General features: G+C 71.7%; 17 protein-coding genes. 9 read left to right on the forward strand and 8 right to left on the reverse strand.

Annotated features, from left to right (window positions below; all coding sequences use genetic code 11):
• The first annotated feature begins 32 nt into the window (after positions 1-32).
• Positions 33-1,232, forward strand: coding sequence for a succinyldiaminopimelate transaminase (gene dapC / locus EV699_RS11270; protein WP_132542713.1), 1,200 nt, complete (start codon positions 33-35; stop codon positions 1,230-1,232).
• A 26-nt stretch (positions 1,233-1,258) separates the two neighbouring features.
• A complete protein-coding gene (gene dapD, locus EV699_RS11275; protein WP_132542715.1) occupies positions 1,259-2,077 on the forward strand; it encodes a 2,3,4,5-tetrahydropyridine-2,6-dicarboxylate N-succinyltransferase in 819 nt (272 codons plus the stop codon).
• A 21-nt stretch (positions 2,078-2,098) separates the two neighbouring features.
• On the opposite strand, the gene EV699_RS11280 is transcribed toward dapD, so the two are convergent.
• The gene (locus EV699_RS11280) at positions 2,099-3,880 is read right to left on the reverse strand and encodes a putative bifunctional diguanylate cyclase/phosphodiesterase (protein WP_165904102.1); all 1,782 of its coding nucleotides are present in this window, start codon (positions 3,878-3,880) and stop codon (positions 2,099-2,101) included.
• Positions 3,881-4,067: 187 nt separating this feature from the next.
• Here EV699_RS11280 and EV699_RS11285 point away from each other — a divergent pair, with 187 nt between their 5' ends.
• Together EV699_RS11285 and EV699_RS11290 are read left to right on the forward strand one after the other, a co-directional pair.
• Positions 4,068-4,424 (forward strand): Spx/MgsR family RNA polymerase-binding regulatory protein, encoded by a 357-nt coding sequence (locus EV699_RS11285; RefSeq protein WP_132542719.1) that lies wholly within the window; start codon positions 4,068-4,070, stop codon positions 4,422-4,424.
• Positions 4,425-4,521: 97 nt separating this feature from the next.
• The gene (locus EV699_RS11290; RefSeq protein WP_165904103.1) at positions 4,522-5,664 is read left to right on the forward strand and encodes a succinylglutamate desuccinylase/aspartoacylase family protein; all 1,143 of its coding nucleotides are present in this window, start codon (positions 4,522-4,524) and stop codon (positions 5,662-5,664) included.
• A gap of 15 nt (positions 5,665-5,679) precedes the next feature.
• Here EV699_RS11290 and EV699_RS20215 read toward each other — a convergent pair whose 3' ends face one another.
• The 4 genes from EV699_RS20215 to EV699_RS19955 are packed head-to-tail and all read right to left on the reverse strand — an operon-like array spanning position 5,680 to position 11,851.
• Positions 5,680-7,275: an eCIS core domain-containing protein gene (locus tag EV699_RS20215; protein ID WP_243662636.1), complete on the reverse strand. Its 1,596-nt coding sequence runs from the start codon at positions 7,273-7,275 to the stop codon at positions 5,680-5,682.
• Positions 7,276-7,316: 41 nt separating this feature from the next.
• On the reverse strand, positions 7,317-7,925 hold the full coding sequence (locus EV699_RS11300) for a hypothetical protein (RefSeq protein ID WP_132542723.1): 609 nt from the start codon (positions 7,923-7,925) through the stop codon (positions 7,317-7,319).
• Positions 7,922-11,671, reverse strand: a complete 3,750-nt coding sequence (locus EV699_RS20100; RefSeq protein ID WP_132542725.1) for an eCIS core domain-containing protein — start codon at positions 11,669-11,671, stop codon at positions 7,922-7,924. The genes EV699_RS11300 and EV699_RS20100 overlap by 4 nt, the downstream gene beginning before the upstream one ends.
• Before the next feature lie 9 nt (positions 11,672-11,680).
• Positions 11,681-11,851 carry a hypothetical protein gene (locus EV699_RS19955; protein ID WP_165904104.1) on the reverse strand — a complete coding sequence of 57 codons (171 nt, stop codon included), beginning with the start codon at positions 11,849-11,851 and terminating at the stop codon, positions 11,681-11,683.
• Between the two features lie 415 nt (positions 11,852-12,266).
• Here EV699_RS19955 and EV699_RS20220 point away from each other — a divergent pair, with 415 nt between their 5' ends.
• From EV699_RS20220 to EV699_RS11315, 3 genes are all read left to right on the forward strand, one after another.
• Positions 12,267-12,605 (forward strand): hypothetical protein, encoded by a 339-nt coding sequence (locus EV699_RS20220; RefSeq protein ID WP_243662637.1) that lies wholly within the window; start codon positions 12,267-12,269, stop codon positions 12,603-12,605.
• Positions 12,606-13,487: an NrdH-redoxin gene (locus EV699_RS11310; protein WP_243662638.1), complete on the forward strand. Its 882-nt coding sequence runs from the start codon at positions 12,606-12,608 to the stop codon at positions 13,485-13,487. It begins immediately after the preceding gene.
• Between the two features lie 265 nt (positions 13,488-13,752).
• Complete coding sequence (locus tag EV699_RS11315; protein ID WP_132542727.1) at positions 13,753-15,690, forward strand: alpha-amylase family glycosyl hydrolase; 1,938 nt, start codon at positions 13,753-13,755, stop codon at positions 15,688-15,690.
• Positions 15,691-15,770: 80 nt separating this feature from the next.
• Here the strand turns inward: EV699_RS11315 and EV699_RS11320 are convergent, their stop codons facing one another.
• Together EV699_RS11320 and pobA are read right to left on the reverse strand one after the other, a co-directional pair.
• Positions 15,771-17,108 (reverse strand): aromatic acid/H+ symport family MFS transporter, encoded by a 1,338-nt coding sequence (locus EV699_RS11320; RefSeq protein ID WP_132542729.1) that lies wholly within the window; start codon positions 17,106-17,108, stop codon positions 15,771-15,773.
• Positions 17,109-17,234: 126 nt separating this feature from the next.
• Positions 17,235-18,419: a 4-hydroxybenzoate 3-monooxygenase gene (gene pobA, locus EV699_RS11325; RefSeq protein WP_132542828.1), complete on the reverse strand. Its 1,185-nt coding sequence runs from the start codon at positions 18,417-18,419 to the stop codon at positions 17,235-17,237.
• 319 nt (positions 18,420-18,738) lie between these two features.
• Between pobA and EV699_RS11330 the strand changes: the two genes are divergently transcribed.
• Both EV699_RS11330 and EV699_RS11335 read left to right on the forward strand, forming a co-directional pair.
• Positions 18,739-19,638 carry a helix-turn-helix domain-containing protein gene (locus tag EV699_RS11330; protein WP_132542731.1) on the forward strand — a complete coding sequence of 300 codons (900 nt, stop codon included), beginning with the start codon at positions 18,739-18,741 and terminating at the stop codon, positions 19,636-19,638.
• A gap of 70 nt (positions 19,639-19,708) precedes the next feature.
• The gene (locus EV699_RS11335) at positions 19,709-20,587 is read left to right on the forward strand and encodes a DUF1028 domain-containing protein (protein ID WP_132542733.1); all 879 of its coding nucleotides are present in this window, start codon (positions 19,709-19,711) and stop codon (positions 20,585-20,587) included.
• 124 nt (positions 20,588-20,711) lie between these two features.
• Here the strand turns inward: EV699_RS11335 and EV699_RS11340 are convergent, their stop codons facing one another.
• Positions 20,712-21,401, reverse strand: a complete 690-nt coding sequence (locus tag EV699_RS11340) for a hypothetical protein (protein WP_132542735.1) — start codon at positions 21,399-21,401, stop codon at positions 20,712-20,714.
• Positions 21,402-21,497: the final 96 nt, after the last annotated feature.

Genomic DNA, 21,497 nt, shown 5'->3' on the forward strand with positions numbered 1-21,497 from the left:
CGGCGCCCCTTTCGGCCAGCCCCGGCACACCGATGAACCCCGATCTGGCGCGCCTTCAGCCCTACCCCTTCGACAGGCTCAACCGGCTCAAGGCCGGGCTGACGCCGCCGGCCGGGCTCGCGCACATCGCGCTGTCGATCGGCGAGCCGCAGCACCCGGCGCCGGCGCTCGCGCTCGAGGCCCTCACCGCGAACCTGGGCGCGCTGTCGTCGTACCCGCTGACGCGCGGCGGCGCGCCGCTGCGCGAGGCCATCGCGCGCTGGGCCAGCGTGCGCTACGACCTGCCCCCCGGCCTGCTCGACCCCGAACGGCAGGTGCTGCCGGTCAACGGCACCCGCGAGGCGCTGTTCGCCATCGCCCAGGCCGTCGTCGCGCGCGGCACGCCGGCGCCGCTGGTGCTGATGCCGAACCCCTTCTACCAGATCTACGAAGGCGCGGCGCTGCTCGCCGGGGCCGAGCCGTACTACCTCGACACCCCCGCGGACTCGGGCTTCCTGCCCGATTACGACGCGCTGCCCGCGGCGGTGTGGGAGCGCTGCCAACTCCTGTACCTGTGCTCGCCGGGCAACCCGGCCGGCGCGGTGACGCCGCTCGCGACGCTCGAACGCCTGCTGGCGCTGGCCGACGCGCACGACTTCGTGATCGCCGCCGACGAGTGCTACTCCGAGATCCACTTCGACGACGACGCGCCGCCGATCGGCCTGCTCGAAGCCTGCGCGCGGCTCGGCCGGCACGACTTCGCCCGCTGCCTGGTGTTCAACAGCCTGTCGAAGCGCTCCAGCCTGCCCGGCCTGCGCTCGGGCTTCGTCGCCGGCGACGCCGCGCTGATCGAGGGCTTCCTGCGCTACCGCACCTACCACGGCTGCGCGATGCCCGGCCACACCCAGGCGGCGAGCGTCGCCGCCTGGAACGACGAGGCCCACGTCGTCGCCAACCGCGCGCTCTACCGCGCCAAGCTCGACGCGACGCTCGACATCCTCGCGCCGGTGCTCGAGGTGCCGCGGCCGGCCGCCGGCTTCTTCCTGTGGCCGCGCACGCCGCTGCCGGGCAGCGAGTTCGCCCGGCGCCTGTTCGCGGCGCAGAACGTCACCGTGCTGCCGGGCGAATACCTCGCCCGCGACGGCGCCGCCGGCAATCCGGGCGCGCAGCGTGTCCGCATCGCCCTGGTCGCGCCGCTCGCCGCGTGCGTCGAAGCGGCCGAGCGCATCCGCCGTTTCGTCGCTACGCTGTGAAACCACCGTCCCCGAAGGAGAAGCGCATGACCCGCCTGCAAGTCCTGATCGAAGATGCCTTCGAGCACCGTGCCGAGTTCACCCCGCAGCGCCATCCGGCCGAGGTCAAGGCCGCGGTCGAGGAGGCGCTCGACCGGCTGCAGAGCGGGGACTTGCGCGTGGCGCAGAAGGTCGGCACCGACTGGGTGGTGAACCAGTGGCTGAAGAAGGCCGTGCTGCTGTCGTTCCGCCTGAACGACAACCGCGTGATCGGCAGCGGCGACCTGCAGTACTACGACAAGGTCGAGCCGCGCTTCGCCGGCTGGACCGAGGAGCAGTTCCGCGCCGCCGGCGTGCGCGTGGTGCCGAACGCGATGGCGCGCCGCGGCAGCTACGTCGCCCCCGGCGTGGTGCTGCTGCCGTGCTACGTCAACATCGGCGCCTACGTCGACAGCGGCACCATGGTCGACACCTGGGCGACGGTCGGCTCGTGCGCGCAGATCGGCAAGAACGTGCACCTGTCGGGCGGCGTCGGCATCGGCGGCGTGCTCGAACCGCTGCAGGCCGGGCCGACCATCATCGAGGACAACTGCTTCATCGGCGCGCGTTCGGAAGTCGTCGAGGGCGTCGTGGTCGGCGAGGGCTCGGTGATCTCGATGGGCGTGTTCATCGGCCAGAGCACCAAGATCTACAACCGGCTGACCGGCGAGGTCAGCTACGGCCGTGTGCCGCCGGGCTCGGTGGTGGTGTCGGGCTCGCTGCCGGCGCCCGACGGCTCGCACAGCCTGTACTGCGCGGTGATCATCAAGCAGGTCGACGAGCGCACGCGCAGCAAGGTCGGGCTGAACGAACTGCTGCGCGACTGAGCGCCGCCCGCGGCCCCCAGCTCAGCGCGCCTGCGGCCCGAAGCCACCGTCCTGCAGCAGGGCGGTGACCGCGGCCTCCGGCAGCGGCGGGCTGAACAGGTAGCCCTGCGCCTCGTCGCAGCCCTGCCGGCGCAGGAAGTCGAGCTGCTCGACCGTCTCCACCCCTTCGGCGACCACCCGCAGCCCCAGCGTGTGGGCGAGCCGGATCACCGCGCACACGATCGCGGCGTCGTTGGGGTCGGTGACGATGTCGCGCACGAAGGAGCGGTCGATCTTCAGCCGGTCGATCGGGAAGCGCTTCAGGTAGCCCAGGTTCGAATAGCCGGTGCCGAAATCGTCGATCGCGAGCGCGACGCCGAGTTCGTGCAGCTGCTCCAGCGTCGCGGCCGCCACGTCGGCGTCCATCAGCGTGCTCTCGGTGACCTCCAGCGCGATGTGCCGCGGCTCCAGCCCGCTCTCCCACAGCGCATCGTGCAGCACGGTGGCGATCTCGGCACGGTGGAACTGCACCGCCGACAGGTTCAGCGCCACCGGCACCGTGGCGAGCCCGGCATCGCGCCAGCGCCGCGCCTGCCGGCACGCCTCGCGCAGCGCCCACTCGCCGATCGGCACGATCAGCCCCGACTCCTCGGCGATCGGCACGAAGCGGTCCGGCGGCACCACCGTGCCGTCGGCGGCGTGCCAGCGCAGCAGCGCCTCCAGGCCGGTCAGGCGGGCATCGGCGAGGGCCACCTGCGGCTGGTAGTAGATCGCGAACTCGCCGCGTTCGAGCGCATGGCGCAGGCCGTTCTCGATCGTCAGGCGCGCCAGCACGCGCGCGTTCATGTCCTCGCTGAAGAACTGGAAGTTGTCCCGCCCCGCCTGCTTGGCGTGGTACATCGCGGTGTCGGCGTTGCGGATCAGCGCGTCGGCATCGGCGCTGGGCTCGGGGAACAGGCTGATGCCGATGCTGGTGCTCACGCGCAGTTCGTGGCCGGCGATGGTCAGCGGCGCGCCCACCACGCGCAGCACCTTGTCGGCGATCAGCGCCACGTCCATGTCGCGCTGCAGGCGCTCGACGACGATGACGAACTCGTCGCCGCCGAGGCGGGCGACGGTGTCCTCCTCGCGCACGCTGCGCCTGAGCCGGCCCGCGACCTCGGTGAGCAGCTGGTCGCCGGCATCGTGGCCGAGCGAGTCGTTGACGGTCTTGAAGCGGTCGAGGTCGAGGAACAGCACCGCGACCTTCCAGCCCGCCCGGCGCGCGCGCGCCGTCGCCCGGGCCAGGCGCTGGTGCAGCAGCACCCGGTTGGGCAGGCCGGTGAGCGCGTCGAAATGCGCCAGGTAGTGGATGCGCGCCTCGTTCGCCTTGCGCTCGCTGATGTCCAGCAGGATCGCGATGCAGTGCTGCGGCGTGCCGGTGGCGTCGCGCACCTCGGTCAGGCTGAGCCACAGCGGGCAGTCGCTGCCGTCGTCGCGCCGGCCCGGCAGTTCGCCCTGCCAGGTGCCGTTCAGCGCGAGCGCGGTGCACAGGCTGGCGTCGAGTTCCGGCCGCCGCCGCGGTGCGACGCGATCGAGCAGTGCCTGCCCCGCCACGGCTGCCGCCGCATGGCCGGTGAGCGTCGTGAAGGCACGGTTGACCGCGACGATGCAGCGCCGCGCATCGGTGATCGCGATCGCCTCGTGGCAGTGCTCGAACGCCTGGGCGTACAGGCCGAGCGGCTCCCCGGACGTGGCGGGCGCGTCGGCCGGGGCCTCCGTCGACGGCGAAGAGGCGGGGCCGGACGGGTCGTCGCAGCCCGGGTGCGGTTCGGACACACTCACGGCAGGGTCGCTCACGGTAGCGGAAAGGGTGGCGTTCCCTGCAGCTCGCACGTGGTGCACGCGCCACGTGTTCCTGCAAGGCTGCCGGATGCCGCCATGCACCGCAACCGCGCGTGATCGGGCCGGGCGGCGGGCGACGCGCCGGGCTGCTAGCATCCGCGCCCCCGCTTCCACCTCCGGCCACGCCATGACGATCACGCTCTACGGCATCGACACCTGTGCCACCGTCCGCAAGGCCCGCGCCTGGTTCGCCGAGCGCGGCGCCGCGCCGCGCTACCACGAGCTGCGCCGCGACGGGCTCGCGCCCGAGCGGCTCGACGCCTGGATCGCCGCGCTCGGCACCGAGCGCCTGCTCAACACCCGCGGCACCACCTGGCGGCGCCTGCCCGAGGCGGCGCGCACGCACCTCGACGCCGCGGCCACCCGTGCCCTGCTGCTGGCGCAGCCGACGCTGATCAGGCGCCCGGTGGTCGAGTGGCCCGACGGAACCGTCAGCGTCGGTTTCGATGCCGAAGCCTTCGCTGCACGCTGCCCGGCGCCGTGAGCACCGCGCACCGCGCCGGCGCGCGCCGCGGTGCCGGCACGGCCGGCGCGGCCGCGCCGCACTAGGATTGGAGTCTGCCCCCTGCCGAGCCGCGATCATGCCCAGCACCGTCAGCCCCCTCCTCCTGCCCGCCGCTGCGCCCGGTACCCGTCGCAGCCTCAGCGTGTGCCGCTGGGGCATGCCCGGGGCGCGGCCGAAGATCTACCTGCAGGCCGCGCTGCACGCCGACGAGCTGCCGGCGCTCCTGGTCGCACGCCACCTGCGCGCGCGCCTTGATGCCCTCGACGCTGCCGGGCAGGTCTGCGGCGAGGTGGTGATGGTGCCGGTGGCGAACCCGATCGGCCTCGCCCAGCAGGTGCTGGCGCGCCAGCCCGGCCGCTTCGACCTGGAGACCGGCAGCAACTTCAACCGCGGCTTTCCCGATCTCGGCGCGCCGCTGATCGCCCACGCGCGCGGGCGGCTCGGCGACGATGTCGCCGCCAACGCCGCGCTGGTGCGCGCGAGCCTCGCCGAACTCGCCGCCGAGGCGCCGGCCGAGCGCGAGGCCGAACAGCTCAAGCGCGCGCTGCTCGGCCTGGCGATCGACGCCGACCACGTGCTCGACCTGCACTGCGACGGTGCGGCGCTGTTGCACCTCTACACCGCCGCTGCGCACGCGGCGAACGGCCGCCTGCTCGCGCGCGCGCTCGGGGCCGCCGTGCTGCTGCTCGAGGACGAGGCCGGCGGCGCGCCCTTCGACGCCGCCTGCTCGCTGCCGTGGCTGCAGCTCGCCGCGGCGAGCGGCGCGCCGCTCGGCCCCGGCTGCTTCGCCGCCACCGTCGAGCTGCGCGGCAAGGAGGACGTCAGCGACGCGCTCGCCGGCGCCGACGCCGAGGGCCTGCTGCGCTACATGGTCGCCATCGGCGCGCTCAGCCTGACCGCGCGGGTCAGCGCCGCGCCGGCGACCGAGCCGCTGGTCGCCGCGCTCGATGCGGTCGACACGCTGCGCGCCCCGGTGCCGGGCCTGGTGCTGTACCGGCGCTGGATCGGCGACGAGGTCGCCGCCGGCGAGGTGGTCGCCGAGATCGTCGACCTCGACGCCGACACCGAGCACCGCACCCCGGTGCTCGCCACCACCAGCGGCCTGCTGTTCGCGGTCGAGGCGGTCACCCGGCTGGTACGCCCGGGGCAGCGCCTGTGCATGATCGCCGGGCGCGAGCGCCTGGCCTACCGCAAGCCCGGCACGCTGCTCGCCGACTGAGCCGCCGTCGCGGGCTCAGGGCGGCAGGCGCGCGCCGGGCACCCGCGACAGCAGGTGCCCGGCGCTGTCGTAGTGCGGCGGCAGGCCGCCGTTGATCGCGCTGAGGTAGAACACGACCTCGTACGCGTCGTAGCGGCGGCCGGCGGCGGCCGGGTAGCGCCGGCGCAGCTCGGCGAGGATCGCGGCGTCGGTCTCGGCGAGCAGCGCCGGCGTCAGCAGCCCGCTGTCGTCGGCCTGGCTGTGCAGCACGTTGTGCAGGAAGTAGATCAGGTTCGCGAGCTGGCTCACCTCGCTCAGCGAGGGCTGGCGGATGCTCGCCGTGGTGTCGCGCTGCTGCACGCGCAGGTACGAAAGCTCCTCGAGCTTGGTGTAGATCTCCTCGACCAGGTAGGCGCTGCGCTGGTACAGCGGGTCGATGACCATCGTCCGCACCGTGCCCTGCTCGATCGAATCGCGCACCGCCTGCGGGATGTCCTCCCAGCGCGTGATGCGGGTGCCGGCCGGGATGCCTTCGGCGCGCAGCGAAGCCGGCGGCGCATCGCGCAGCCACGCCACCCAGTTCGCCCGCACCTGCGCCAGCTGCGCCTGCGCCTCGCGCTCGAACACCGGCTGCACCGGGTTGCCCGGATGACCGCTGCGCTCGCGGTACAGGTGATAGAGCTCGTGGCCGATCAGGCGCACCGCCTCGTGCGCGCGCTCCAGCGGCGCCCGCTGCACGCGCACCTGCGCCGCCTGCTCGGCGTCGTCCGGCGTCTCGGTGTCGCCGACGCTCGCCGCCGGCGTGCCGCGCACGCGCAGGTACCCGGCGATGTCGTCGAGCACCGCCTGCGGCAGCTCGATCACCGGGGTGGCGCCTTCCCACGTCGAGCGCCCGCCGATGCGATGCGCGCTGCCGAGGTGCGACTCGCGCTCGCCTTCCGGCAGCACGCGGAAGGTGACGGCGGCCACCGTCACCCGCGCGCGGTAGCGATCCCACAGGCGCATCGCGGCGGCGAGCGTCGCATCGGGCTCGTCACCCGGGTGGTCGACGAAGCCGCGCACGTCGGCGAGCGTGCCCGGCGGCGGCGTGGCGGCGGCCGGCGCGTCCTGGCGCTGCAGCGCCGGCGCGGCGGCGCGCTGCTGCAGCACGTGGGTGAGCTCGTGCGCGAGCAGCGCGCGCCCGGGCTCGCTGCCCGGGCGGTAGGCGCCGGCGGCGAAGGCGATGTGCTCGCCGACGGTGAAGGCGGTCGCGCCGAGCCCGCGGGCGGCCGATGCTGCCGCGGCGTCGGCGTGGACGCGCACGCCGCCGAAATCGGCGCCGAAACGCGCCTCCATCGCAGCGCGCTCGCCGGCGTGCAGGGCTTCACCGCCGACGGGCGGTTCGCCGCCGGCGGCGGCCGGCGGGCGGGCCGACGGCGCCGCCAGCGCCGCGCCGTGCGCGGCGCGCGCGGCATTCGCCTCGGCCTCGCGCTCGGCCGCATCGGCCGCGGCCGCCTGCGGGCGTGCGCACTGCGCGGCGGTCGCGAAGCGCGCCCAGTGCGGATTGGCCGCGTGCGCGGCGTCGCTGCGGTGCGGCTGCGCCGCGGCTGGCGATGCCGGCGCGGGCCGGCGCAGGCGGGTCTCGCTCCACATCGCTCCTCCTCGCATCGGGCTTGCGCGCGCACCGCGCCCCCTCAGCGTAGCCCGCCTGCGCCGGCGAGCGGCGTGACCGCGAGGGTAAGCGCCGACCAGGCGAGTTCGACCCGCCCCGGCCGACCGTTCGCCGTCCAGGTGCCGGCGAGCGCCAGCCGCCCTGCCGCGGCGTCGAAGCGCAGGCGCTGCCGGCTGGCGGCGTCGAGCGCGAGCGGCGGCACGCCGGCCCAGGGCAGTGCCCAGACGAAGGCGGCGCGCTCGGGCGCGTTCAGGTCCTGCGGGAAGCGCCAGCCGCGCGCCCGGCAGATGCGCTCGAGCGCGAAGCGCGCGGCGACGGCGGCAAAGGCCGGCCAGGCGCCCGCGTGCAGCGTCACCGCCGCCACTGGCAGCAGCAGCACCTGCACCGGCACCGGCTCGCTGCAGCAGGCCAGGCGCGCGCGCAGGCGCCACGCCGGCCCGGCCGCGCTGGCGACACGCCGCGCCCGCGGCAGCTCCGCGAGCGCGGCGATCCACCCCGGCAGCGGCGGGTACGGCTGCGTCGCCAGCACCTGCCACAGCGCCGCGTCGTCGGCACCGGCTGCACGGGCCGCGACGATGGCGGCCTGCAGCCAGCGCAGCGCCTGCGCGAGCCGCCGCGCCTCGCCGCTCACGGTCCGGTCGTGCCGCCCTGCGGCTGGCTCGGCGGCGCCGGCTGGCGCGACTCGGCGAAGCGCACCAGCGCGTAGATGTAGAGCGTGAACAGGATCGCGTCGCGGACGATGCCCGGCACCGCCTCCAGGAAGTTGTTCGCCGAGCCGTAGGCGATCCACGGGCTGCCGAGGATCTCGACCACGCCGATCAGCTTGTCGGCGACCGAGGCGCCGTGGCGGATGCGGCCGACGCCGCCGAAGGCGTAGGCGATGATCTCGTCGAGGTGGCGGAAGGTGGTGCGCAGCGCCGGGTTCTTGGTCGCGCCTTCGCGCAGGAACGGGAACAGCTCGCGCAGCCTGGCGTGCATCGCCTCGTGGTAGGCGGTGTCGGCGAGCTGGCCGCGGGTCTGCGCGCGCGCGCTCGTCGCGATCTCGCCGAACTTGCCGACCCAGGCCTTGAACCAGCCGCTGGTGTCCTTCGGGATCGTCGCGTCGATCACCGCCGTGGGGCGGTTCTTGCCCTTCAGGAGCTTCCACGCCTCGTCGACGAACTTGTCGAGTTCGGCCTGCACCGGCACGCTCTTCGAGCCGAACATGAAGCTCAGCATCGAGCGCGCGGTGAGCTCGTCGAGGCTCGCCAGCCCCTGCTTGCCGGCGATGCCCTCCAGGCGCGTCAGCAGGCGGCCGATCTCGGCCTGCACCGCGGCGTCGGCGGCCTGGCGCGTGCCGCCGGCGAGCGCGGCCTCGAGCTCGCGCACCTGCGTGTCGATCAGGTCGAGCTCGGCGCCGGTGGCGCCGCGCGCGGCCGGCGCCAGGCGCTCGAGCTGGCCCTTCAGCAGCGCGATGAACTGCCGCACCGGCTGCCCGCCGTACTGCAGGTAGGGGGTGCCGGCGGCGTCGGCGGCGATGGCGCTGACGCGCTCGGCGATGGTCGGCCCGGCGGCGACGATGCGGTCGGTGACGCTCGCGCCCTTGACCGCGGTCTCGGCGGCGACCTCGCCGGCGACGGTCTTCGCCTCGGCGCCGCCGACGGCCTCCACCAGTTCGTTCGCGCGCTTGCCGACGGCCAGCTCCGCCTGCGTCAGCCCGCGCCCGGCGGCACCCGCCGCCGCGCCCTCGGTCTTCAGCTCGGCTTTCAGCATCTCCTTCTCGATCTCGGCCAGCGAGGCGCGCAGCGCCGCCGACGAGCCGGCCTTCAGGCCGCGCCAGGCCTGGCGCAGCAGCAGCGTGCCGGCGAGCACCAGCAGGCCGATCTTGAAGTAGCGCCAATGCTCGCGGTCGCTGTCGGTGTACTTGTCCTTCTCGGTGCTGATGCTGTGGTCGAGGTCGAGGAACTTCTGCGCCAGGTACTCGCTGACGACGAACCAGAACGCGCGCTGCAGGAAGGCGCGCGTCAGCGTCAGCGCGATCTGGCCGGTGGTCATCGCGGTCGCCGCCGAGGCCGCGCCGGCCTCGAGCGCGATCAGCGGCCCGGCGACCAGCGCGCCGGCGGCGACCAGCGACAGCGCGGCGTCGATCAGGCCGATGATCGCCTCGGCGTTGACCTTCTCCCACAACTGCTTGGACACCTCGGGGAGGTTGCCGCCGAGCAGCCACAGGTCCTGCACGATCCACTCGTTCTCGCCGATCACGTCGCGGTAGCGCTTGACCCAGAAGGTGGTGTGCGGGTCGAGCTCGCCGAGGCGCAGGTGCACCGGTTCGAGGTTGCCGTAGGTCTCCTTGTCGAAGTACTTCCAGTCGGCCCAGACGTTGCCGTGGCCCTCGCCCTTCTCGGAGTCCCAGGTCAGCTGCGACACCGTGCGCGCGAGCTCCACCGAGCTGTCGTCGACCCGGCGCGCGGTGAAGCCCTCCTTGTCGAGGTTCAGCGGCGAATCCTTCGGCGGCTTGAACACGCCGAAGCGCAGCATGCGCTTGGCGTTCTCGATGCCCTTCTGGCGCAGCTGGCGGATGTTCGGCCACGGCAGGAAGGTCGGCGTGGCGTCGCTGCCGATCTTCAGCACCAGGCCGAGCGTCTCCTCGGCGCGCGCCGCCAGCGCCTCGGCCTTGCCGGCGTCGCGCACCGGCGCACCGGCCGGCCCCGCCAGCAGTTCGAGCAGGGTGTCGTAGTCCTCGATGTCGGGCTTGCCCTTGAGCCGCGTCTCGATCTTCTCGGAGAAGCCGGCGAGCCACTCGGCCGCCGCCTGCTCGGTCGCCGCCTCGCCGAGCTGCTTCTGGTAGAAGTGCGCGCGCACCGCCTCGCCGATCTGCTCGGCGCTGCGCTTGGGCAGGAAATACACCAGCCCCAGCGCCGCGATGTGCGGCTTGCCCGCCTTCCTGGGCTTCTTCGTGCCCGTGGCATCGGCCTCGCTGGCGTGGATCTCGGCGAGCAGGCGGTCGGTCTTCTCGCCCTCCGGCGGTTCCAGCCCGAGCTGGTCGAGCGCGGCGTCGACCACGTCCGGCCCGGCGAGGCCGAGGTAGGCGTTCCAGGTCGAGCCCTTCGGCTGCTTCGCGGTGTCGCCCAGGCGCTCGATGTCGAAGAAGTGGATGAAGTCGCGCTCGGCCTCGAACAGCGCGGCCACGCCCGGCAGCGCCTCCTCGCCGTAGAGCCGGCGCAGGATCGCGAAGCGGTCGGCGTCCTCGGTGCCCTCCGGCGGCTTGCCGTCGAACAGCAGCGTGTCGGTGCGCGCGCGCATGGCGTCGCCGAGCACGAAGGCCTGCTCCCAGAAGTCCCACAGCGCGGTGTTGCTGACCGAGACGTTCCAGCGCACCGTGAACTTCGCCTTGAAGATGTCGGCCAGCGCGCGGTTCCAGGCTTCGTCGGCGGCCTTGGCGTCGGCGGCGAGGATCGACGGCAGCAGGTGCCCGATCAGCGCCTTGTCGACCGCCTCGGCGACCTTCGGATCGTCGCGCGCGGCCTCGGCGATGCGCCGCAGCATCACGTAGGTGCGCGCGCCGAACACGCCGTCCGGGTCCTGCGGCACGCCGAAGATCTCCTGGTCGGCGCCGCTCGCGTGGGCGAAGCGCTGCAGGCGGTAGGTCTCGTTGGCGTAGGCGATCGGGTAGTCCCAGGGGTTCAGCGAACCGAACGGCGTGATCGGCGCTAGCCCCAGGCGGTTCCACCAGTAGCGGTTCTTCTTCAGCACCTCGGGATAGGCGATCGGCAGCGTCTCGTCCTCGTCCGCCATCTCGACGTTCTCGCCGTCGTCGGCGTGCAGCACCCCGGCCGGTGCGCGCACCGCCGGGCGCAGCCGCTCGGCGCCGCGGGCGTAGTCGCGCGCGAGCGCGCGCGCCTCGCGCTCGGCGGCACTCGTCGCCGGTGCGCGCGCGAGCGGCGCGGCGAGCGCGGCGGCCGCCGGCTGGCCGCGCCCCTGCACCACGTGCGCGAGCTCGTGCACCAGCAGCGCCCGGCCGGCGTGCGCGGCCGGGCGGTAGTGCCCGGCACGCAGCGCGATGTGCGTGCCGAAGGTCAGCGCCCGCGCGCCATGGGCACGCGCCACGGCGTCGCCGGCGGCATCGGCGTGCACCCGCACGTCACCGAAGCCGCGGCCGAACAGCGGCTCGGCCTCGGCGCGCAGCGCCGCCGGCAGCGGCGCCCCCCCGGGCGGCGTGCCCGCGCCGGCCGCCGCCCGGCCGCCCGCCGCACCGCTGCCGGGGGCGGTGGCCAGCGCGAGCTGCAGCCAGTTCGCATTGCTCGCCGGTGCCGGAGGTGCCGCGCGTGCCGGCGCCGCCGCACCGGCCTGGCCCTCGCCGTGCTTCGCCGTCGCCCGCCCCCTGCCCGCCGTGTCCATCGTCCCCCCTCAGCGCGCCGCGCAGCCGAGCACGGCTTCGAGGTGCGCGACCACCTGCGCACGCTGTGGCCCGACCAGCCTGGCGACGACCTCGTCCTGCTCCGCGTTCAACCCGCGACGGCGGGCGGGATGCCAGGCCATGCGCGGCGGCTGGCGGCCGGGACGGGGGATGGAACGCACGCCGGGTCGGTGTTCATCGCACCTTGCTCCTTGCAGCAGCGGAGTGGGCCTGCGGCGGCGGCATGCGCCGGCCGCCTCGCCAACTCACTATAGGGGGTCCGCGTGATGTTTTCGGGCGAGCCCCACGCCGCGCTCGCGCCGCCAGCGCCATCGCCCGCACCTCGTCCAGCGCGTGCAGCCGTTCGTCGACCGGTCGGCGATGAACGGTCGCCCCCGGTCCGGACCGACGAGCCCAATTGCCCCTTTTGCGCGGACACCTGAAACTGACGACGCAGGGAACCGGCAATGCCCAAATCCCGGTCGCCATACCCGGCCGCGTCACGCCGGCAGATCATTGAACGGGAGCAGGCCGGCAGAAACCCGTTCCAACCCCTTTCGATCCAGGCTGAACGGCAAGCTCACAAGACTGGCTACGATGACTGCTCGCTCGACCTTACCGACGGATAGATGGCTCCCGTTCGCTGCGATCTGGATGCTTGGCTTGGCGCTTTATTGTCTGACGGCTCAGGCGAGGGCGACACCAGCGATCGCGGAAGTCGCCGGCGCCGAAGACGTCATCGTGTTTGTCCGGCAAGGATGCCCCCGCTGCGAAGAAGCCAAAGGGTTTCTTCTGCGCTTGCAGGAACGGCGACCCGGCCTGTCCATCTCGATCCTCGATGTCTTACAACGGCCCAACCGCGAACGTCTCGACGCCCTGGCAGTCGAGCACGGCATTACAAATCCCGGGGTGCCCAGTTTCTATCTGCGCGGCTAGTTGATCGTCGGCTTCGCCGGAGAAGAAACGAGTGGAGCGCACATTGCAGCCCTGCTCGAACTCGCCCCCCCCAAACCCGCAGCGGATGGCGATGACGGCCAGACCTGCGCGCGGGCGGACTATAGCTGCAGCGCCGTGGCAGGTGGCCCCGGCGATACGCTGACGGTGCGATGGCTCGGGCACACGTTTGGCGTCCAGGACCTTGGCTTACCGCTGTTTACGGTCATGATCGGGCTGCTGGACGGCTTCAATCCGTGTTCGATGTGGGTGCTGGTCATGATGCTCGCCCTTCTGGCAGCCACCCGCGACCGCAAACGGATGCTGGCCATCGCCGGCACCTTCGTGGTCATCCAGGGCATCGCGTATTTCGCCTTCATGGCGGCCTGGCTCAATGTGTTCGTCCTGGTCGGCGTGTCGCGCCCGTCGGAACTCATCCTGGGAACCATCGCCATCATTGCCGGACTGGTCAACGTCAAGGATTTCTGGACATGGGGTCGTGGCCCCTCGCTCTCGATTCCGGCGGCGGCGAAACCGGGGCTTTATGCACGATTGCGGAGAATTTTGCATGAGAAGCGAATGCTCGCGGCGATTGCCGGCGCAGTGGTGCTCGCCATCCTCGTGCAGTTCGTCGAACTCCTCTGTACCGCAGGATTTCCGGCGCTCTACACGAGCATCCTGACGCTTCGGGAATTGGATCAATGGTCATATTATGGCTATCTCTTGCTTTATATTTTTTTATATATGCTGGATGACATCGTCATACTCGCAATCGGCGTCATCACGCTGAGTCAGCGCCGCCTTCAGGAAAAAGAGGGACGCTGGCTCAAAGCACTTGCGGGCATCGTAATGCTTTTGCTTGGCCTGTATCTGATTGCCAAATAAACCAAGCGTCCTGATCCTGCGTCCGGCCAGAAAGCCGCAGCACGTTTCGGTTCGCTACAGTGGACATCGGGTTCCCGGGCGTGGCGCCGGTGAAAGCGCCGCATGATGATGACGTCCGCGATGAATTCGATCGGGTCCGGCGTGTGCCGCGCCTTCCCACTGCCGGAGCCCGGCGGGCGCGGCCCAGACGGTGGATTCCGATCCGCTTTCCGTGCTATCTGCACGCGCCCGGGCCCGACGCCCATAAAGAACGTGCCTGAACGACATGCGGGCCGAACCCGCCACCAGGGGAAACATCGTGTTTGCCAGACATCAGCAGATCAAGGCCGCCCTCGCCTACGTCGAGCAACGGCTCAAGACGGCCATCGGCAGCGGGCGCCGCGGCGCGGACTGGGCGGCGTTCGAGGCGCGGCTGCACATGCAGTTCCCGACGCTGTGCGCGCTGTTCGCCGAGGTGTATGGCGAGCGCGAGGACTTCCTCGATCAGCTGGCCGAACTCGTGGTGATGGCCGCGCGCAGCTGGCGCGAGCGCGGGCCCGAGCTGAAGGCCATCGATGCCGCCCGCGAGGCGGACCCGCACTGGTTCCAGTCCAACCGCATGCTGGGCGGCGTGTGCTACGTGGACCGCTACGCCGGCACGCTCGAAGGCGTGCGCGCGCGCATCCCGTACTTCCGCGAGCTGGGGCTCACCTACCTGCACCTGATGCCGCTGTTCCGCTGCCCGGAGAAGAACTCCGACGGCGGCTATGCGGTGTCGAGCTACCGCGACGTCAACCCCGCCCTCGGCACGATGGAGCAGTTGAAGGCGCTGGCGGCGGAGCTGCGCGCGAGCGGCATCTCGCTGGTCGTCGACTTCATCTTCAACCACACCTCCAACGAGCACGCCTGGGCGAAGCAGGCGCTGGCGGGTGATGCCGAGTACGAGAAGTTCTACTGGATCTTCCCCGACCGCAGCCTGCCGGACGCCTACGAGCGCACGGTGCGCGAGATCTTCCCCGACGATCACCCCGGCTCCTTCGTGCAGCTGCCGGACGGGCGCTGGATCTGGGCCACGTTCTACCACTTCCAGTGGGACCTGAATTACGCCAACCCGGCGGTATTCCGGGCGATGGCGGGCGAGATGCTGTTCCTCGCCAACCAGGGCATCGACTTCCTGCGCATGGACGCCGTCGCCTTCATCTGGAAGCAGCTCGGCACGCCGTGCGAAAGCCTGCCGCAGGCGCACACGCTGATCAAAGCGTTCAACGCCGTCTGCCGGCTGGCGGCACCGTCGCTGCTGTTCAAGTCCGAGGCGATCGTCCACCCCGACGAGGTGGTCGAGTACATCAGCCCCGGCGAATGCCAGATCTCCTACAACCCGCTGCAGATGGCGCTGACCTGGGAAGGACTCGCCACCCGCGACGCGCGCCTGCTGGCGCAGGCGCTGGAGCGGCGCCACAACATCGACGGCGACTGCGCCTGGGTCAACTACGTACGCAGCCACGACGACATCGGCTGGACCTTCGCCGACGAGGACGCCGCCGAGTTCGGCATCGACGGCTTCGAGCATCGCCGCTTCCTCAACAACTTCTACGTCAACCGCTTTCCCGGCAGCTTCGCCCGCGGCGTGCCGTTCCAGGACAACCCGAAGACCGGCGACTGCCGCATCTGCGGCACCGCGGCCTCGCTCGCCGGCGTCGAGGCCGGCGACATCGGCGGCATCGAGCGCGTGCTGCTCGCCTATTCGATCGCGCTCAGCACGGGCGGCATTCCGCTGCTCTACCTGGGCGACGAGGTCGGCCAGCTCAACGACTACTCCTACGCCGACGATCCGCACCAGGCCATCGACAGCCGCTGGGTGCACCGGCCGCACTACCCCGCCCAGCGCTACGCCGAGCGCGAGGACGCGGCGACCGACGCCGGCCGCATCCACGCGGGCTTCCGCCACCTGATCCGGCTGCGCAAGGCCACGCCGGCGCTGGCGGGCGGGCGCCTGATCGGCTTCGCGACGCACAATCCGCACGTGCTCGGCTACCAGCGCCCGGGCGCCGACCACACCGTCCTCGTCCTCGCCAACTTCGCCGACACGCCGCAGGCGCTCGCCGCCGGCACCTTCGGCGCGCTGCCGGCGAGCGCCCGCGACCTCGTCAGCGGCGTCGACTACCACCTGCGCGACGGCGTGACGCTGGGGGCGCGCCAGTTCGTGTGGCTGAGCCTGAACTGACGCGGCGGCGGCCGTAACGCCACGAGGCCGGCCGGTCCCCCGGTCGGCCTCGCCTTCACGTCCTCAGCGCGGGTGTACGCTCATGCCCCGGCCACCCCCGGCGCGCGGTAGCGCAGCCCCTTCAGGCCGATCGCCGCCGCCGCGACCAGCGTCGGCAGCGCGAGGATCGCGAAGATGTTGCTGAAGTGCCAGCCGGCACCGAGCATCACGCCACCGAGCAGCGTGCCGAAGATCGCCCCGAAGCGCCCGAAGCCGAGCATCCAGGCCACACCGGTGGCGCGCCCCTGCGTCGGGTAGAAGCCGGCGGCGAGCGCGCTCAGCGAGGTCTGCGCGCCGCTGACGCACACCCCGGTGCCGAACACCAGCCACAGCAGCGTCGTCAGGTCGGTGTAGTGCCGCGACAGCACGTAGATCAGCCCGGCGCCGGCGGCGTACGCCAGGGCGATCACGCACTGGGGCTTCAGGCGGTCCATCAGCCAGCCGCACAGGATCGCGCCGACGGTGCCGCCGACCGGCAGCATCGCGCCGACCATGGCCGCCTGGTCGAACGGGAAGCCGACCGACTTCACCAGCGTCGGCAGCCAGCCGGTGAGGAGGTAGAACACCGCGAGCCCCATGAAGTATGCGAGCCACAGCATCGCGGTGCCGAAGCGCAGCTCGGGCGACAGCACGGTGGCGATCGACGAGTCGGTCTTGCCGGCGTGGCGGAGCTGGTCGTGGATGACGAACTCCGTGGTTTCGGGCAGCGCGGGTTCGATGCGGCGCAGGATCGCGGCGACCTCCGCGGCCGGGCGCTGGCGCAGCACCAGGAAGCGCGCCGACTCGGGCAGCCAGCGCAGCAGCGCGAGCGCGAAGACGAGCGGCAGCACGCCGCCGAGCAGCAGCACGCTGTGCCAGCCGAACAGCGGGATCAGCTTCGCGGCGAGGAAGCCGCCCGCGGCCGAGCCGAGCGTGAAGCCGCAGAACATCGTCGTCACCAGCACCGAGCGGTGCTTCGCCGGCGCGTACTCCGACATCAGCGTGGTCGCGTTCGGCATCGCCGCGCCACAGCCGATGCCGGTGAGCAGGCGCAGCAGCGTCAGCTCGCCGACCGAGCCCGCCAGCGCCGAGGCGAGCGAACCGAGGCCGAAGAAGACCACCGACCAGACGATCACGGCCTTGCGGCCGAAGCGGTCGGCGAGCGGCCCGGCGATCAGCGCGCCGAGCGCGAGCCCGACCAGCGCCGCGCTCAGCACCGGGCCGAGCGACTCGCGCGGGATGCCCCATTCCTGCACCAGTGCCGGTGCGATGAAGCCGATGGCGGCGGTGTCGAGGCCGTCGAGCGCGACGACCAGGAAGCAGAAGCCGAGCACCCTCCACTGGAGGCCCGAAAAGCGGTGATTGTCGATGAAATCCTGGACGTCGAGGCGGTGTTGCATGGTTCTCGTCCTCGCCCGCGGCGGCGCGCACGCGGGCGGAACCGTCACCGGGACGGTTCCCCGCGGCGCAGCGCCGGTGGCAGTGCTTGTGTCTGGAGGTGCGGGTCTCGGCCCGCTCGGTGACGCTCAGAGCCCGTCGAAGGGCAGCCCGACGTAGTTCTCGGCGAGCGCGGTCGCGGCGGCGCGCGAACCGGTGACGTAGTCGAGCTCGGCGATCTGCACGCGGCGCTGGAAGGCGTCGGCACCGGGGAAGGTGTGCAGCATCGAGGTCATCCACCACGAGAAGCGCTGCGCCTTCCAGATGCGCTTCAGCGCGGTGTCGGAGTAGCCGTCGAGCAGGTCAGTGCGGCCGGTGGCGTAGTAGTGCGTCAGCGCCCGGGCGAGCACGCGCACGTCGGCCGCCGCCAGGTTGAGCCCCTTGGCGCCGGTCGGCGGCACCACGTGGGCCGCGTCGCCGGCGAGGAACAGCCGCCCGTAGCGCATCGGCTCGACCACCTGGCTGCGCATGCCGACGATCACCTTGTGGAAGATCGGGCCTTCCTGCAGCTTCCAGCCGTCGCGGCTCCCCAGGCGGGCGTTGAACTCCGCCCAGATGCGGTCGTCGGACCAGTTCTCGACCTTGTCGGTGGGGTCGCACTGGAAGTACATGCGTTGTACTTCCGGCGAGCGCGTGCTGACCAGCACGAAACCGCGCTCGTGGTGGGCGTAGATCAGCTCGTCGGAGGACGGCGGCGCCTTGCAGAGGATGCCGAACCAGCCGAACGGGTAGAGGCGCTCGTAGATGCTCAGCTCGCCCGCCGGGATCGACGGCCGGCTCACGCCCTGGGTGCCGTCGCAGCCGGCGATGAAGTCGCAGTCGATGCGACGCAGCACGCCGTCGCGGTCGCGGAAGCGGACCTGCGGGCGCGTGCCGCCGAGTTCGTGCACGCTGACCTCGCTGACCTCGAAGCGGATGTCCGCGCCGGTGTCGAGCCGCACCTGCACCAGGTCCTTGATGACCTCGTGCTGGGCGTAAATCATCACCTTCCTGCCGCCGGTGAGTTCGGGAAAATCAATGCGCTCCTCGCGGCCATCGAAGCGCAGGCGGATGCCTTCGTGGACGAAACCTTCCTTCATCATGCGTTCGCCGGCACCGATCGCGTTCATCAGGTCGATGGTGCCCTGCTCCAGGATGCCGGCCTTGATGGTGCCTTCGATGGCATCGCGGCTGCGGGATTCGAGCACGATCGACTCGATGCCCTGCAGGTGCAGCAGCTGGGACAGCAGCAGGCCGGCGGGGCCGGCGCCGATGATCGCGACCTGGGTGCGGATGGCGTGCGGGGACGGGGTGGACATGGGGCTTCCTCTCTCGGCTGGCGCGCGGCTCGGGCGGCCATGGGCTCGTTGACCTGAGGCCGCGGACCGGGTGCGTCCGCGGCGGATCGAGATGTTCGGTTATCGCTTATCTGGTCGATTGCCGGCTCTCTGGAGTCAAAATCTACCGATGCATCGCCTCCGTCGGAATGGATGAATCGGGGCGATTCTTGTACTTTTCCGGTAGCCTTCGCCGCGTGCCCACGAGCCCGGCCGGCGTCCGCGGACGCCGCCCACGGCAGGGCCGGCAGCGCTGCCCGACCTGGAGGCACCCGAGATGCGCGAGACGGCCGCCATCCCCCGCTACGCCCTGTACGGCGAACCCGACCGCGACGCCGAGCGCGACTTCCTGCACGTCGAGACCATCGCCGCGCGCAGCAGCCTGCATGCCTGGGAGATCCAGCCGCACCGCCACCGCGACCTCGCCCAGCTGTTCCTGATGGTGCGCGGCAGCGGCGAACTGCGCTGCGACGAGCGCCGCATCGAGCTGCGCGCGCCGACGCTGATCGTGCTGCCGCCGGCGGTGGTGCACGGCTTCAGCTTCGCGCCCGACACCGAGGGCTACGTGCTGACGGTGTCGGAGCGCTTCATCGACGGCGTGCTGACCGGCCGCATGGCCGCCGAGATCCGCCCGGTGCTGGAACGCGTGGCGGTGTTCGAGCCGAGCGCCGACGAGATGAGGCTGCACGCGCTGGCGGCGCACTTCGAGGCGATCGCCAGCGAGTTCGTGTGGTCGATGCCGGGGCGCATCACCGCGATCGCCGCGCACCTCGGCCTGGTGCTCGCCGCGGTGGTGCGCCTGAAGGCCGCGCGCGCGAGCGCGGACGAGCGGCTGCAGGCGGGCGAGGACGAGCTGTTCCTGCGCTTCCGCCAGCTGGTCGAGGCGGGCTTTCGCGATCACGAGCGCGCGATCGGCGACTACGCCGCGCGCCTGTGCGTCAGCGAGAGCCGCCTGCAGGAGGTCTGCCGGCGCATCGCCGGGCGCTCGCCGCTCGCGGTGATCCACGCGCGCCTGCTCGCCGAGGCGCAGCGCGACCTGCTGTACACCTCGATGAGCGCGGCCGAGATCGGCTACGCGCTCGGCTTCCGCGACCCGGCCTACTTCTCGCGCTTCTTCAGCCGCCGCACCGGCGCCTCGCCCGCCGCCTGGCGCCGCCAGCACGCGGCACCCGGCTGACGCGCTGGCGGCACCGCACGCGACGGTGAAGAATGGTGGCGCTCCCCCCACCCCGTGCACGGACTTCGCCATGACCTTCTCCATCGTCGGCTTCGACCCGGCCAACGGCGACCTCGGCGTCGCCGTGCAGTCCAAGTTCCCCAACGTCGGCGTCAGCATCCCGTTCGCGCGCGCGGGCGTCGGCGCGGTGGCCACGCAGTCGTACTGCAACACGAGCTTCGGGCCGCGCGGCCTGAGCCTGCTGGAGAACGGCGCGAGCCCCGAGCAGGCGCTCGAGGTGCTCACCGGCACCGACGCCGACCGCGACTACCGCCAGGTCGGCATCGTCGACGCGTGCGGACGCGCGGCGAGCTTCACCGGCGCGGCGTGCTTCGGCTGGGCCGGCGGGCGCGTCGGCGGGCACTGCGCGGTGCAGGGCAACACGCTCGCCGGCGCCGCGGTGGTCGAGGCGATGTACACGACCTTCACCAGCGCATCCGGGCCGCTGGTCGAGCGCCTGCTGCGGGCGCTGGCGGCCGGGCAGGCGGCGGGCGGCGACCGCCGCGGCCAGCAGTCGGCGGCGGTCAAGGTGGTGCGCGCCGGCGGCGGCTACGGCGGCCACGACGACCGCTACGTCGACATCTCGGTGTACGACCACCCGACGCCGATCGCCGAGCTCGAACGGCTCTACGGCCTGCACCGGCTGACCTACTTCCGCAGCCCGCCGGAGCAGCTCGTGCCGATCACGCCCACGCTCGCGCTGGAGCTGCGCCGGCTGCTGCACGCGCGCGGCTTCTACGCCGCCGAGCCCGCGGCGCAGGCCTTCGACGCCGAGACGCGGCGGGCGCTGCGCGACTTCATGGGCTGGGAGAACTACGACGAGCGCATGCGCGACGACGACCTGATCGACCTCGAGGTGCTCGCCGACATGCGCGCCAAGCACGCTGCCTGGATGGAATTAAATAAATGATTTATATAATAAATTTATTGTTTTTTGTGGATAAAAAACGCCGCAATAAACGCATTTACAAACCAGCAAAATCAATTGCTTGCGCAAAAAGAGGAATGTGGTGGCATTTCGATGAGTCTGGGCGCTACTCATCCGCCAAGCTCACGGAATCCGCTCCGATCGCGAACGCCACTTGGTCGCCGCTGAGCGCTCGAATCGTGACGGTCGGGTTGGCGGCGTGAACGGTTGCCCAGAGCTTGCCCAGCCCCATCGCATCGGCCTTGCGTACGTACTTGTTGCGGTCGTGCCAAGCGTTTTCGACCACGACGACAAGTTGATCAGGATCGCTTCCATCCACTGCGATGCTGCGGATGCCGCGCGACCGCAGTGGCTGGTCGGCGGTGATCAGGGAAATGAGGCTTTCGGCTTCTTTGCGTGACACCGGCAGACGGCGTGCCTTGTCGGCGGCCTGCGCCGCGGCGCGCTCGCGATTCTGGCGGGTGATCTCGGCTTGCCGCTGCGCGTCCTGCGCGGCTTTCGCGCGCGCTGCGACTCGCGCCTGCTCGTCCCTGATGGCCTGCGCGTGATCGCTGCGCTCATACAGCTTGACAACGCCCGGGAAGATGATGGCTGCAGCTAGGAACGCGCCGCCGACGCTGATGATCCACGATCCACCGGCGCACCGGAACACCGCCCCGAGCAACAGCCACGAGCCCATGAACGCCGCCACAAACCACCAGCCTCCGCCCAACCGGATCGACAGGTACATCGCGGCAGCACTGGCCGCGAGGGCGGCACAGAAGAAGACGTCTTTTCGGAATATGGTCTTGTCCATGACCACAGTCTACGTCCACGGGAACGCCGTATCCCACGCCCAGAACCCGAGATCCAGGAACGAGTGCGCGTCAGGATCAGCGCGCACGACGCCGCA

Source organism: Plasticicumulans lactativorans (genome assembly GCF_004341245.1).
Lineage (GTDB): Bacteria > Pseudomonadota > Gammaproteobacteria > Competibacterales > Competibacteraceae > Plasticicumulans_A > Plasticicumulans_A lactativorans.

What these genes read in the sequence shown, in the direction of transcription:
- dapC (WP_132542713.1), top strand. Translation starts at nt 33, where the DNA reads ATGAACCCCGATCTGGCGCGCCTTCAGCCCTACCCCTTCGACAGGCTC.
- dapD (WP_132542715.1), top strand. Translation starts at nt 1,259, where the DNA reads ATGACCCGCCTGCAAGTCCTGATCGAAGATGCCTTCGAGCACCGTGCC.
- EV699_RS11285 (WP_132542719.1), top strand. Translation starts at nt 4,068, where the DNA reads ATGACGATCACGCTCTACGGCATCGACACCTGTGCCACCGTCCGCAAG.
- EV699_RS11290 (WP_165904103.1), top strand. Translation starts at nt 4,522, where the DNA reads ATGCCCAGCACCGTCAGCCCCCTCCTCCTGCCCGCCGCTGCGCCCGGT.
- EV699_RS20215 (WP_243662636.1), bottom strand. Translation starts at nt 7,275, where the DNA reads ATGTGGAGCGAGACCCGCCTGCGCCGGCCCGCGCCGGCATCGCCAGCC.
- EV699_RS20100 (WP_132542725.1), bottom strand. Translation starts at nt 11,671, where the DNA reads ATGGACACGGCGGGCAGGGGGCGGGCGACGGCGAAGCACGGCGAGGGC.
- EV699_RS20220 (WP_243662637.1), top strand. Translation starts at nt 12,267, where the DNA reads ATGACTGCTCGCTCGACCTTACCGACGGATAGATGGCTCCCGTTCGCT.
- EV699_RS11315 (WP_132542727.1), top strand. Translation starts at nt 13,753, where the DNA reads ATGCGGGCCGAACCCGCCACCAGGGGAAACATCGTGTTTGCCAGACAT.
- EV699_RS11320 (WP_132542729.1), bottom strand. Translation starts at nt 17,108, where the DNA reads ATGCAACACCGCCTCGACGTCCAGGATTTCATCGACAATCACCGCTTT.
- EV699_RS11330 (WP_132542731.1), top strand. Translation starts at nt 18,739, where the DNA reads ATGCGCGAGACGGCCGCCATCCCCCGCTACGCCCTGTACGGCGAACCC.
- EV699_RS11335 (WP_132542733.1), top strand. Translation starts at nt 19,709, where the DNA reads ATGACCTTCTCCATCGTCGGCTTCGACCCGGCCAACGGCGACCTCGGC.
- EV699_RS11340 (WP_132542735.1), bottom strand. Translation starts at nt 21,401, where the DNA reads ATGGACAAGACCATATTCCGAAAAGACGTCTTCTTCTGTGCCGCCCTC.